Annotated in this window: 11 protein-coding genes; 6 read left to right on the top strand and 5 right to left on the bottom strand. The window is 62.8% G+C overall.

Annotated elements, in window-relative coordinates; genetic code table 11:
* The first annotated feature begins 67 nt into the window (after positions 1-67).
* The 6 genes from QZ534_RS11635 to QZ534_RS11610 are packed head-to-tail and all read left to right on the top strand — an operon-like array spanning position 68 to position 7,156.
* Entirely contained in the window at positions 68-1,900 is a 1,833-nt protein-coding gene (locus QZ534_RS11635; RefSeq protein WP_296934647.1) for an IucA/IucC family protein, read from the top strand.
* Between the two features lie 28 nt (positions 1,901-1,928).
* Positions 1,929-3,722: an IucA/IucC family protein gene (locus QZ534_RS11630; protein ID WP_296934646.1), complete on the top strand. Its 1,794-nt coding sequence runs from the start codon at positions 1,929-1,931 to the stop codon at positions 3,720-3,722.
* Positions 3,719-5,020, top strand: coding sequence for an AMP-binding protein (locus QZ534_RS11625; protein WP_296934645.1), 1,302 nt, complete (start codon positions 3,719-3,721; stop codon positions 5,018-5,020). Before QZ534_RS11630 ends, QZ534_RS11625 begins: the two co-directional genes overlap by 4 nt.
* Positions 5,017-5,277, top strand: a complete 261-nt coding sequence (locus tag QZ534_RS11620; RefSeq protein WP_296934644.1) for a phosphopantetheine-binding protein — start codon at positions 5,017-5,019, stop codon at positions 5,275-5,277. Before QZ534_RS11625 ends, QZ534_RS11620 begins: the two co-directional genes overlap by 4 nt.
* Entirely contained in the window at positions 5,274-6,290 is a 1,017-nt protein-coding gene (locus QZ534_RS11615; RefSeq protein WP_296934643.1) for a DUF6005 family protein, read from the top strand. The genes QZ534_RS11620 and QZ534_RS11615 overlap by 4 nt, the downstream gene beginning before the upstream one ends.
* On the top strand, positions 6,287-7,156 hold the full coding sequence (locus QZ534_RS11610) for a sugar phosphate isomerase/epimerase (protein WP_296934642.1): 870 nt from the start codon (positions 6,287-6,289) through the stop codon (positions 7,154-7,156). Before QZ534_RS11615 ends, QZ534_RS11610 begins: the two co-directional genes overlap by 4 nt.
* On the opposite strand, the gene QZ534_RS11605 is transcribed toward QZ534_RS11610, so the two are convergent.
* The 5 genes from QZ534_RS11605 to QZ534_RS11585 are packed head-to-tail and all read right to left on the bottom strand — an operon-like array spanning position 7,132 to position 12,477.
* Positions 7,132-7,422, bottom strand: a complete 291-nt coding sequence (locus QZ534_RS11605; protein ID WP_296934641.1) for a DUF2218 domain-containing protein — start codon at positions 7,420-7,422, stop codon at positions 7,132-7,134. The two genes, QZ534_RS11610 and QZ534_RS11605, sit on opposite strands and share 25 nt — an antisense overlap.
* A 31-nt stretch (positions 7,423-7,453) precedes the next feature.
* Positions 7,454-8,245 (bottom strand): ABC transporter ATP-binding protein, encoded by a 792-nt coding sequence (locus QZ534_RS11600; protein WP_296934640.1) that lies wholly within the window; start codon positions 8,243-8,245, stop codon positions 7,454-7,456.
* The gene (locus QZ534_RS11595) at positions 8,242-9,339 is read right to left on the bottom strand and encodes an iron ABC transporter permease (RefSeq protein ID WP_296934639.1); all 1,098 of its coding nucleotides are present in this window, start codon (positions 9,337-9,339) and stop codon (positions 8,242-8,244) included. Before QZ534_RS11595 ends, QZ534_RS11600 begins: the two co-directional genes overlap by 4 nt.
* Positions 9,336-10,484, bottom strand: coding sequence for an ABC transporter substrate-binding protein (locus tag QZ534_RS11590; RefSeq protein ID WP_296934638.1), 1,149 nt, complete (start codon positions 10,482-10,484; stop codon positions 9,336-9,338). The genes QZ534_RS11595 and QZ534_RS11590 overlap by 4 nt, the downstream gene beginning before the upstream one ends.
* A 7-nt stretch (positions 10,485-10,491) precedes the next feature.
* Complete coding sequence (locus tag QZ534_RS11585) at positions 10,492-12,477, bottom strand: TonB-dependent receptor (protein ID WP_296934637.1); 1,986 nt, start codon at positions 12,475-12,477, stop codon at positions 10,492-10,494.
* Positions 12,478-12,573 lie beyond the last annotated feature (96 nt).

Raw genomic sequence — 12,573 nt, 5'->3', positions numbered from 1 at the left:
AAAACCCTTTCACATGCAGTCGATTCTCATTTAGATTTGACCCAAATTTCGGATTTGGAGAGAGGACATGGGACCGTCTGCCCGGGCGATTGCCGAACAGGCCAGTTTTCAGGCCTTCCTGCACTGTTACTTGCAAGAGGTGGATTTCGGGCAGTGGCAGGTGGCCAGCGCCCGAACCGGTGACGTGTCCGGGCGGTTCCTCGGCCCCTGGGTCTGTGAGCTTGTCCTTGGTAGCCAGCGCTCGCGACTGGCCATCGATGTTCTGTACCGGTCCGCCGTCGGCCGGCACCGGTATGGCCGGGTCCGGCAATGGCTGGAGGCACGCCACTGCTGGTCCGATATCGAGCCGTTCCAGGCCCTCTGCCTTCTGGTGCGGGAACTCTACTCACTCTCTGCCGGCATGGTGCCCGAGCTTCGGAAAAGCAGGGAGCTGGAGTTTCTCCATCGGCTCACCGACAGCTATGGCGTCATGATCCGCTGTGTCGAGCATCGCAGGGGCGACGCGGCACTGCGCGACAACCGGTTTATTGCCTCGGAACAGTCCCTGCTGTTTGGCCACGCCACCCACCCCACGCCGAAAAGCCGCCAGGGCATGGCCGCCTGGCAGCAGGATGCCTACGCACCGGAACTGGCCGGACGCTTCCGGTTGCATTACTTCTTGGTACACACCGCCTGCATTGAGGAGGATTCGGACGCGCCACTGCCCGCCCATACCATGGCGGAAACCCTGCTCAGCCTCGGCCAAGGCTCGCTCAATCTGCCAGAGGATCATTACCTGGTGCCCGCCCACCCTCTGCAGGCGGACTGGCTGCTGTTGCAGCCGGACGTCATGGCGGCGATGGATCAGGGGCTGATCCAGCCACTGGGCGCGCTGGGGCCGGAATTCTCCGCCACCTCCTCGGTCCGGACTGTTTACAACGAGCAGTCGGAATGGATGCTGAAATTCTCAATTCCGGTGAAGGTGACCAATTCGCTCCGGGTCAGCAAGCGCCATGAGCTCAAAGCCGGGGTGGCCATGAGCCGGCTGATCCGCAAAACCGGCTTTGCCAATACGGAGACAAAGTTCCGGATCATTGAGGATCCGGCCTACCTGACCGTCCAACTGCCGGGGCAGCGCGAAAGCGGCTTCGAAGTTATCTTCCGAAACAATCCCTTCCCACGGGGCCAGGATGCCGGCATCGTCAGCCTGGCAGCGCTGACCCAGGATCCGTTGCCGGGCAGGCACTCGCGCCTGTCCAGCCTGATTGAAGGGCTTGCACTGAATGAAAACCGCAGCATGAGTGCCGTGGCTCGCGACTGGTTTCAACACTACCTTGACTGTGCCATTGGCCCTGCCCTGAGACTGTATGACGACCACGGTATCGCCCTGGAGGCCCATCAACAGAACAGCTTGCTGGATATCAGCGGTGGCTACCCGCAACGCTGCTTTTACCGGGACAACCAGGGCTACTATCTGTCGCAAAGCCGGCGAGAGGAACTGCTGTCGCTGTGCCCCGATCTTAGGGAGACCCCGGAGCTGTTCTACCGGGATGCCATGATCCGGGATCGCTTCTGCTATTACCTGTTTGTGAACCAGCTGCTTTCAGTCGTTGCCCGACTGGGTGGCGACGGTTTTCTCCCCGAGATCCAGCTGCTTAAACACCTGCGGCATTTCCTGCGCTCGCAGCGCGCCACGCTCACCGGGCCGGCTCTCGCTCTAGTTACTATGGTGCTGGAAGACAGCCGCCTGCCCTACAAAGGCAATCTCCTTACCCGGGTGCACGATGTCGATGAACTGAATGCCGATCTGGAAATGGCGGTCTACACCAGCATCGCCAATCCACTGTATCGACTGGACCAGTCGAGCCAAACTTCAAGCAGGATGAACACAATGGCCGAGGTGGGTCACGATGTCGCCTGATGCCGACACCGCCGGACTGGGTCCAGTTATGGCCCTCAGCGAATCACCCGGGCAGCGGGTCATGCGCCAGTTGCTTGAGGCCCTGATGTTCGAGAGCGTGATCGGCTATGGCCTGACCAGGCCGGGCGCTGCTGGCTGGCAGTGGCTGAGTTTCACTCTGGGCGCCCTGGAGGGGCGGTGCCTGGGCCGTGTCCGCGGGTTTGGTCGCCTGCGTCTGGATCTGGACACGCTGATGCTGAGTGTGAATGGTCGAAGGGTGGCCACCGACCTGTCGACGCTGGTCAGTCAACTACCGACCACCCAGGCCCGCCGGGACCGGCTGCTCGACGAGCTGCTTGCAACCGTCGCGAACGCCCGGCGGCTCGATGCCATGCGTCACTCGTATTCGTCGGCCAATCGGCGACAGTTGCACGGCGAGGATCTGGATCGGGCTCTGCATGAAGGACATCCTTACCACCCCTGCTACAAAAGCCGCCTGGGGCTGCACGAACACGAAAACGATCTCCTTCGGTACAGCCCGGAGACCAGCGCAGGCTTCAGGCTTCACTGGCTGGCCCTGCCACGGGCCCGCCTGATCCGCCAACTGCCCGTGCCGGAGATGGCCTTCTGGCAGGCCGAGCTTGGTGCGGAGGGTGCCTACCTGTTGCGTGCAGCCTTTCATCGGGCGGGCCTGGATTGGCAACACTACGGCCCTTTGCCCGCCCACCCATGGCACTGGCAGGCGCTGAGCCAGAGTAACCTGGCGCCCATGCTGACGTCCCTGGATATCCATGGCCTGGGCCCCGTGGGTGATCGTTACCGGCCAAGCCAGTCGTTGCGATCACTGTTCAACATGAGTGATCCAACCCGGGCTTGCATCAAGCTTCCCCTGGGCATCCATAACACGTCCTCCCGCCGGCATTTGGAACCTCACTCGGTGCCCTCGGCGCCGGTGATCAGCCATTGGCTGCAGTCTGTGGTAGATGCCGACCCCCGTTTTGCCCGGGCCTACCCGCTAAGACTGTTGCCGGAGTATGCCAGCCTTGCCTTTTCCGCAGGGGAACCGTCCTCGCGGGCGGCGCTTGGCCTCGAAGGGGAACTGGCGGCCATCTGGCGTTCCACCATTGCCAAGCGCTTGGTCGAGGGCGAGCAGGCGATTCCGCTCAATGCCCTGGCGCAGTGGGAGCCTGATGGGATGCCCTTCATCCACCCCTGGGTTGAACTTCACGGGCTGCAACCCTGGCTGGAAGCGACACTGGCAACTGTGATTCTGCCAGTCTGGCACATGCTGGCAGCCCACGGCATCGGCCTTGAGGCCCACGGTCAGAACAGCCTGCTGGTGGTCCGCAACGGCTGGCCCCAGGCCCTGATGTTGCGGGATTTCCACGACAGTGTGGAATACGTCCGGGAATATCTGCCCTCCGACATTCCGGAACCTGACTTCGGCCCACGCCAGGGTCTCTACAGCCGGGCCCCGGACAACCAGTTCTACCGCATGTCGGGACCGGAAGCATTGCGGGAGCTGGTGATGGACACCCTGTTTATCTACAACCTCAGCGAGCTGGCGCTGGTTCTGCAAGAGGCCTATGGCTTCGATGAACGCCGGTTCTGGCGCCAGGTCCACCGCCTGCTTGCCAGCTATGGTGCGCAACAACCGGCATTGCGCCCCCGCCTGGCCAAGCTTGGCTGGGACAAGCCCTTGATCCGGACCGAATCACTGCTTCGGCGAAAGCTGGAAACCGACGCGGCGTCAACCAGCCACCAGGTGCCCAATGCGCTGACGGCTGAGGCGCCCTCAGCACTCAAACCCATCAACGATTACCATCAGGAGAGGTTATCGTGACCGCCACTTTGTTCCATGTCGACAATACTTCCTACAGCCAGACGGATTGTGAGCGGCTGGTCCAGCCGCTGACGACGTTGGATTCGTTTCGGGACACGTCGCGGATGCGACTGGCCGTCTGTCTGCAACGCACCGCCGACTGGCTGGCGCTCTGCCTTTGGCTGAAAGACCGGGGCGCAAGTGTGTTGCCGATCCACCCGGGCACGCCTCGCCACGCTGCACGGGCACTGGCCCTGGATACCGGATGCAACCTGCTGCTGTTCGGCGACGGCCTGGATAGCGCGTTGCCCGAGACGATAAACGACACCCCGGCACCCGGGGTGACCGGCGGCGAATTGATCCAGCTCAGCTCCGGCACCACCGGCAAACCCAAAACCATCGCCCGCTCCTGGCGGGACATAGACCTTGAGGTGAACGCCTACGTCACGCAGTTCATCGAGGCCCGGGGGTTGACCCCCGTGGTGGCCTGCCCGGTGACCCATTCCTACGGCCTGATCTGCGGTGTGTTGGCGTCCCTGGCGCGAGGAGCCCAGCCAAACGTAGTCACCAGCCTGAACCCCCGCTTCCTTCTGGCCCAACTGAAATCGGTCCCCGATCATCTACTCTACGCCTCTCCCACTCTGGTGAACCTGCTGATACAGATGCTGCCCGCGACCGAACGGCTGCACACTGTCATGCTCTCCGGGGCTCCGCTGCCAGAACCGGTGCTGCGCCAGGTTCAGGGCCGCTGCCAGCGTCTGTGCCAACAGTACGGATGCTCGGAAGCCGGGTGTGTTGCCCTTGCCCCGACGTTGAACGAACCCGGCCAGCTTGGCCAGCCCCTGCCTCATCTTGCAGTCCAGGCCGGGATTTCCGCCCAGTGCCCGGACGAGATCCGGATCACGGTGGAGGCCACCGGTCAGGAAATTCACAGCCGAGACCTGGGGTATTTCGATACCCGAGGCGACCTGCATTTCCTGGGCCGCGCCGACGACACCATCAACGTTGCCGGCATCAACGTCTACCCCGGTGCCGTGGAGGACGTGTTTCTGACTTACCCGGGCATCACCGACGCTGTGGCGTTCAAGCAGCCGGACAGCTTTGCCGGGGAGCGCGTGTGCCTGCGGTTCGTGGCGGAAGCAGAACTGGACATTGACCATCTTCGGCAATGGAGCCGGAACCGACTTTCGCCCCACCAGGTGCCCGCGTTGCTGGAACAGGTCGATGCCATCCCACGCCTTGCCAACGGCAAGGTCAGCCGCCGGTTGCTGAGCGTTGACGAGCCGACAGCAACGCGCAAGCAGGAGGTGCCGGCATGACGGCTGCCCGCGACGCCATCAAGATCGTCATCGAACAGCATTTGCCCAACGCCCGCCTGGCGGCGTTCAACGGCAGCGCCCGTCTGAACGCCGATCTGGCGCTGGATTCCATCATGCTGCTGCAGCTGATTGTGCATCTGGAGCTGGAACACGGGTTGTATCTGCCCGAAGAAGCCTTGCTGGCCAATCCGCCAGAGACGGTAGCAGACCTCGAGAACCTCCTGGCGGGCTGCCAGAGCGCGGAGGTGTCCCGATGATCAAAGTACACTGCTTCGTCAGTTGCGTTTGCGAGTTGATCAAGCGCACTCCGGGCGTGGACCATCGCCCCTTTTACTTTGGCGTATGGGATGCGGACTTTTCGGTCGACAGCCGGTTCGTGCTGTCCTACCACTCGCCTCATACACGCCACGACCAGTTCCGGGAATGGTACCGGCTGCTATACGGCGTGCGCATCGAGCCCTGGTACGACCATGACCAACCCAAGGAGGCCAACATCCGTCAGTTGGTGTCGCTGGTGGAGAACCGACCAGCAGATCGCCAGGTGATGGTCATGCTAGACCTTTACCGGCTTCCGGAACGGGAGAACAAGTTCCACCAGAATCCCTTCCCGCACTATGTTCTGCTGGAGTCCACTGACGACCCGGAACAGTGGTTCATGTCCGACCCCGACTTTCGCTGGGAAGGAACTCTGCCGAAGGACCGGATTCTGGATTCAGTGCGTTCACCGGCCGCGGCCGGCGGATTCTGGTTCGACGGTCTGGACATTCGCCACACGCCCGCGGAAACGGTGGCCGCCTATTTCGCCCAGTGCATGAAACCTGACACCAACCCGTTTACGGACGCGCTTCGCCAGATCTTCCGGGCCCATGCGGGAGCCCGGGCGGTCCAGCCTCTGGATCAACTGCCCGGTGCGTTTCGGGAGATACCGGTTATGGCCATTCGCAAGTACGCCTACGAACATGCCTTTGCCTGGCTGCTTGAGGATCAGGGACTAACCGCCGAGGGCGATCCCTGGTTCGAGACTATCTGTGAGGACATAGATCGGCTGGTGAAAACCTACACCCAGATCCAGTATCGGGCCCTAAAACTCGCCATGTCCGGGAACCCCTCAATCATCGCCAGCGTGGAGCAACTGCTGGACGAACAGGATGAACGCGAATTCGCCATCAAAGCTCAGTTACTGGCGCTGTTCCGTGACTGGCAGCAACACCCGCCCTCCGGAATCGACGCTGGCGCCGGGCAGGGAACCCTCGCAGGGGTATTGCCATGATCCGCTTTCACTTATGCACCATCTCCTTTCGCCATCATCTGGTGTCGCTACCGGAACTCGCCGGCTGGGCCGGCGCCCGGGGTTTCGACGGCATTGAGCTTTGGGGCGTCCATGCCCGCCACCTCGACGATCAGCCAGGCCTCGATGGCCATTGGCTTGGGTCACAGGCACTGACGGTACCCATGGTCAGTGACTACCTACCTCTGGAGGGCAGTGAAGCAGAGGCCATTGGAAAGGCCCGAGACCTGTGCCGGCTGGCCAGACGCTGGCGGGCCCCCAAAGTCCGGACCTTTGCCGGTCAACTTGGCAGCGCCGACGTGAGCCGAGACCGGCGTCAGGCGCAGACCCGTCGTCTGAGGACTCTGGCCCAATGTGTCGCCGAGGAAGGCCTTACTCTAATCCTGGAAACCCATCCGGGAACCCTGGCGGATACGGTAAGTTCCACGCTAGAGCTACTGGCCGAAGTTGACCATCCGGCCCTGGGCATTAACTTCGACGTGTTGCACGTCTGGGAATCGGGGTCCGACCCCTGCACCGCCCTCGACCAAATGGCGCCGTGGATTAAGCATTGCCACTTCAAGAACATCGGGCATTACAGCCAGCTGGGCGTGTTCGCACCAGCCAACGTCTACTCGCCGGCCGGGTGTCGCGAAGGCATGGTGCCGGTTCTCGACGGCGCCTGCGACTACCGGCCGCTGTTGGACGCGCTCGCAAACTGGCGGAAACCGGCCGAGTCCGATCCACTGGATATTTCCCTGGAGTGGTTCGGCCCCGACAGTTACCGGGTCGTGGAAAGCGACCTGCGCCAGTTGCGGTGCTTTCTTGAAGAGAGTCGCCAGTCTCAGGCCGTAGCCGTCTGCCAATGAACTTCGGCCACCTCATCCCCGGAAAAGCGGATGAGGTGCGAGGCCACCACCTGACCAAGCTCTTCCAGTTCTTTCTCCGTGTCGGACTGACATTCCAGGCGCAGCACGTTATCAACCGCCGTTAAGCGGCACACGCCAATGGAGAACGTCAGTACGCCGTCGGTTTCGGTCCACTGCGCCTCAATCTTGTGGCGGAAATGCTTGCCCAGGCGATTGATCAGGCGACCGGGATTGTCACTGGTGACACGGGCATTCATGGCTGGCATCGCGAACTCCTTGGCGTGCGTGGGTAGGGTGTCAACGGGATTGACGGGCGGCAGACAGCGGATTGTCTGCCAGAACAATGGGGTGGCCCCGGGAACAGCGTTCGATACGGGCTTCGATGCCGTAGGTGTCGGCCAGCAACCCCGGGGTCAGGACTTGCTCGGGCTCCCCGAGCTCCGCCCGGCCACCCGGCGACAGCACCAGTACCTGATCACAGAAGCGCAAAGCCAGATTCAGATCGTGGCTGGCCACGAGGGCTATAGCCCGGTCATTGGCGGTTGCCGCACGCACCGCGTTCAACACGTTGAGCTGCCAGTGCAGGTCCAGGGCGCTTGTTGGCTCGTCCAGTAACAACAGTGGCGTCTGGCGCACCAGCACCTGGGCCAACCCCACCATCTGGCGCTGGCCGCCCGACATCTCCGACAGGCGCTTTAGCGCCAGTTCGCGTATGCCCAGGGTGTCAAAGACTGCCTCGATGGCTCGCTCGGTTTCCCGCCGGTTCCAGTCACCCCGGGCCGACCGGCAGGCGCTGAATACGGTTTCGTAAGCCACGAGGGGAATGGCCTGGGGCAGCGGTTGCGGCAGGTAGCCAATCTGGCGGACCCGTTCGCCGGGGCTCTGGCGGTCGAGTTCCCGTCCGCCGAGGGCAATCGAACCGCGGGCCGGCAGAACGCCGGCCAGGGATTTGAGCAGGGTCGATTTGCCTACCGCGTTCGGTCCCACCACCGCAACCAGAGAGCCCGGCGCGATGGCCGGCAGCGAGAGCTCACAGAATACCGGGTGGCGGCGGTAGCCGGCGGTCACGTTTGTCAGTTTCAGGCTCACAGGGCAAGTCTCCGGCTGCGCCCGACAATCAGGGCAATGAACAGGGGAATACCCACAAGAGCGGTGACAATGCCCACCGGCAGTAACACGCCGGGTACCAGCAGCTTGCTGGCGATGGACGACAACGACAGCAGCAGCGCCCCGGCCAGGGCGCTGCCTGGCAACAGAAAACGGTGATCCTCTCCGAGCATCAGGCGGGCGATGTGGGGCGCCACCAGCCCGATGAAGCCGATTTCCCCCACAAACGCCATGGCCGCGGCGGTCAGCAGACTGACCCGCAGCAACACCAGCAGGCGCATCCGCTCCACCCGGATGCCCAGGCTGCGGGCCTGCTCCTCGCCGCTGCGCAGCAGGGTCATGGCCCAGGCGTTGCGCAGGGAAAACGGCAGGCAGGCGGCCAGAACAACGGCGACAATCATCACCTTGTCCAGGGACGCCCGGGCCAGGCTGCCCATGGTCCAGAACACAATTTGCTGCACCGATTCGGCATCGGCCACAAACTGGATCAGGCCCACGATGGCGTTAATCCCGAACAGCAGGGCAATACCGAACAGCACCACCGCGTGTACCGAGGCGCCCAGGGTTTTCGACAGCAAGAGAATCAGCAGCGAGGCGGCCGCGGCGAAGACAAACGCCGAGAGCGGTAGCAGGATGTGCGCGGCCAGGCCGAACAGTGAGAGATTGAACACGATCACCAGCGACGCCCCGAGAGTCGCCGCAGCGCCCACGCCCAGGGTGTAGGGACTGGCCAGCGGGTTGTTGAGGACTGTCTGCATTTCGGCGCCCGCCAGGCCCAGGCAGGCCCCGACCACCACCGCCATCAGGGCATAGGGAAGACGGATATCCTGGATAATCACCCGGGTACCGGCATCCAGTGTGTGAGGGTTCAGGAGGCCGTGGACAACATCCATCAATCCAAGCATGGCCGGCCCGGATGCCACATCCACCAGCAGCGCCACCAGGCAGGCGAGGGCCAGAGCGGCCAGACAGATCACCCGGCGCACCACAAAACGGCGATACTGGCCGGCGAGGGTCTCACCGGGTTCAACCGTCTTCGCGGTTGGCAGGTGTTCCGTTCTGGACGCCGGCGTCATGGCGCCTCTCCCTTGGCGGCCACCCAGTAGGTGCCGTTCAGCGGCACGGGCTGAAACTGCTCATAGAACGTCGCCAGGGTCTGCTCCGGTGCCAGGTGGCCCAGCTGTTCGGGATGGAACCAGCGCGCCAACGCCTGCACGGCCACCACATTCAGCGGTGTGTTGTAGAAGTGATGCCAGATCGCAAACGCCCGCTGCTCCTGCACCGCGTTAAGCGCCGACAGTCCCGGACGGTTGGTGATGCGTTGCAGCGACTGCCGGGCGGTGGTTTCCGACACGCCCGCACCCAACACCACGTAAGGTTGCTGCTGAATCGGCGTTGCCAGGCCTCCGGATCCGATGGCGGTCGCCACGTAGCGATCCGGCTGATCGGCGATCAGGTATTCCAGGTTCAGCACACCACTGACACCGGGGATCCGATCGGCGGCGACATTCCGGCCACCGGCGGCTTCGAGAAACAAGCCCATCATGCCGTGAACCATGGTTTCGCAGCAGCTGTCGTGCAGGCCCACGCGGCTGTGCAGGAACACCGTCGGCCACTGGTCCCGGGGAATCGTTTTCACCGCGTCGGTAACCAGCGCCAGCTCGCGTTGGTAGAAGGCGTTAAAGCGCCGTGCTTCAGCCTCCCGGCCCAGAATCTCACCCAGCACTCTCATGCTTTTGGGGGTATTCACCAGCGCGTCCTGACGAAAGTCCACGAACACCACCGCCACACCGGCCCGCTCCAGCCGGTCGATCAGCGCCCGGTTGTGAGCGCCGGGACCATGCCCCTCAACACTGAAAATGGCCAGATCCGCGCCCATGGCAAGGACACTCTCCAGACTGAAGCTGTCGGCCGAGGCATGCCCCACCCGTGGCACCTCGGCCAGGGCCGGAAAACGTTCCAGATACTGGGCATAGCCTGCCGGATCGGTTTTTTCAAAATCCGGGAGAAGGCCAGCCAGGCGACCCACCACCTGATCGCCCTCGAGAATCGCCAGCGCCGGTATGTATCGACTTTCTCCCAGCACCACCCGCTGAACCTGATCGGGCACGGTGACCGAGCGTCCGGCCAGGTCGGTCACCGTTCTCGCCGCCTGGGCCAGGGATGCAGACAACAGCAAAGCGCCGCCCAACAGGGCGGCATACAATGGATTCAGACGCATCGGGACCTCAGAGCCGCAGGGCCAGACCAAGCCGGATATCCCGGCCGGGTTCGGGCAGGCCAATCACGCCCTCGTAGCCGGGAATGCTTTCGTAGTCCGCGTTGCTGGCGTGGTCGATGTACTGCTTGTCGCCCACGTTCTTGACGGTCAGGGTCAGGCGCAGGTCTTCGTTGCCGGTGGGCAGCCAGTGCACGAACAGGTCGTGTACGCCATAACCGGGCTTGTCGATGGTGCCGACGGAGGTTTCTAGATCGTCGATACCCTGGACAAAGCGGCCCTGCCAGCCGAACTCCAGGTTGCGGTCCCAGCGGTAGGACAGATCCGCCACCCAGGTGTCGCCAATGCTGTTGCCCAGCAGATTGTGCACGTAGACGGTCAGCGGCTCGCCGTTGACCTCGGCCTCGTTGCTGTGGAGGCTCAGTCCGGCCTGCAGACCCTGCCAGTGATAGGTAGTGCCGATGCGGTAGCCATCGGATTCCAGGTCGCCGATGTTCTGGTAGATCACCGGCCCGAACAGCGGATCGGCAATGGCATCCTGGATTTCCGAGCGATAGACCTCACCGGAGAGCGTAAAGTTGCGGTAGATGTAATCAAAACCCACTTCCCGGTTCGTCGCCTTCTCGCCCTTCAGATCCGGATCGTTCTGGGCCCGATCGATCTTGAAGGTGTCGTGGGTGCTCGGGCCTCGGAAGGCTTCCGCGTAGCCGGCCTTCAGGGTCAGGCCATCGATCACTTCCCAGGCAACGTTGGCGTTGGGGCTGACGTCGTTTTCACTGAAACTCTGGTCGTTGTTGTCGTCGAGCTGGTAGTCGTCGTATCGCACACCGGCGCTCAGCAGAAGATGGTCAGTGACCCAGTAATCATCCTGCAGATAGACGCCGGTAACGGTTCCGCTCTCTTCCTCGGCCCGACGATCGGCGGCACCGCCAGCATTGACCCTGTCCTCGCGATAGTCCACCCCGTAGGTCAGAGTATGGCTGCCCAGCTCGGAGCTGTTGCGAAGATCCCCACCGATGCTGCGGGTAAAGCCAAAATAGCGCCCCCAGCGATTGACCACGTTCTGTTCCAGCTCGGACTCGGTGTAATACACGGTCAGGCCCAGGTCCACGAGCGGGTTGGCCGCCGGTGCAAAGCCATAGTTCACGGTGGTGGTGTCGCGGCGACCGTCCAGGTCATACAGCGGGTTGAACCCACTGATCTGCCACTGGGGGCGCTGCGGTCGCTCGCCCTCATCGGTACGAACCTCATGGCTCAGTTTCAGGGTCTGGTCGCCCGGGAGCTGCCCGACGACCTTGGCGAAGCCGAGCTGCTGACGGGCGTCGGTGCCCGGAATTTCATTACCGTCGCCGTCCTCGAAGCGCTCGTGATCACTCTGGTTAACTGACACCAGAGTGCTCCAGCGGTCATTCAGGCGACCAAACAGCGTGGTGCTGGCCCGGTAACCGTCGGTGTTCGAGAAGGAACCAAGCTTCACCAGGGCGCCCACCTGCTCGCCCGGGCGCAGCAGGTCTTCCGGATCCTTGGTGACAAACCGGATGGCACCCCCTAGAGCTCCGGCGCCGGAGGTGGCCCGGCCCGCGCCGGCTTCCACCTCAACCCGCTTGAGCAATTCCGGCTCCACTGCCAGACGGCCGGTGTGATGGAACAGGGCGCCGGCCTGGGTGGCACCGTCGATGGTGACGTTCAACAGCGGATCCTCGATACCCCGAACATAGACCTTCTGGGCGATGCCGACGGAGCCACCAACCGCTACCTCGGGCTGACCGGCAAATACATCCTCCAGATCGCTGGCCTGGTACCGCTCGATTCGCTCTTCGGTGACCACCGCATCACTATCCGACGTGCGGTCGGCGGTCACTTCGATCGGCTTGAGGGACTCGGCCTCACTCTGGGCCAGCGCCAGGGGGCTGGCCATCAGGGCAGCGATCGCCAGGCAGAGGGGCTTGCAGCGGACGTCGGGACGGGCCTTGGTCAGGGTTTTCTGGGTGCTCATGTGCGCTCCGTTTAATGCAGATAATGCGATTAATTCCTATTTGGCGCACATTCTTGTTTGAAGTTTTGGTAATGTGAAGAACTTTTACATTTGTTA

Source organism: uncultured Marinobacter sp., assembly GCF_913055835.1.
Lineage (GTDB): Bacteria > Pseudomonadota > Gammaproteobacteria > Pseudomonadales > Oleiphilaceae > Marinobacter.
This window is presented reverse-complemented; position numbering and strand designations above follow the sequence as displayed.

What these genes read in the sequence shown, in the direction of transcription:
- QZ534_RS11635 (WP_296934647.1), top strand. Translation starts at nt 68, where the DNA reads ATGGGACCGTCTGCCCGGGCGATTGCCGAACAGGCCAGTTTTCAGGCC.
- QZ534_RS11630 (WP_296934646.1), top strand. Translation starts at nt 1,929, where the DNA reads ATGGCCCTCAGCGAATCACCCGGGCAGCGGGTCATGCGCCAGTTGCTT.
- QZ534_RS11620 (WP_296934644.1), top strand. Translation starts at nt 5,017, where the DNA reads ATGACGGCTGCCCGCGACGCCATCAAGATCGTCATCGAACAGCATTTG.
- QZ534_RS11615 (WP_296934643.1), top strand. Translation starts at nt 5,274, where the DNA reads ATGATCAAAGTACACTGCTTCGTCAGTTGCGTTTGCGAGTTGATCAAG.
- QZ534_RS11610 (WP_296934642.1), top strand. Translation starts at nt 6,287, where the DNA reads ATGATCCGCTTTCACTTATGCACCATCTCCTTTCGCCATCATCTGGTG.
- QZ534_RS11605 (WP_296934641.1), bottom strand. Translation starts at nt 7,422, where the DNA reads ATGCCAGCCATGAATGCCCGTGTCACCAGTGACAATCCCGGTCGCCTG.
- QZ534_RS11595 (WP_296934639.1), bottom strand. Translation starts at nt 9,339, where the DNA reads ATGACGCCGGCGTCCAGAACGGAACACCTGCCAACCGCGAAGACGGTT.
- QZ534_RS11590 (WP_296934638.1), bottom strand. Translation starts at nt 10,484, where the DNA reads ATGCGTCTGAATCCATTGTATGCCGCCCTGTTGGGCGGCGCTTTGCTG.
- QZ534_RS11585 (WP_296934637.1), bottom strand. Translation starts at nt 12,477, where the DNA reads ATGAGCACCCAGAAAACCCTGACCAAGGCCCGTCCCGACGTCCGCTGC.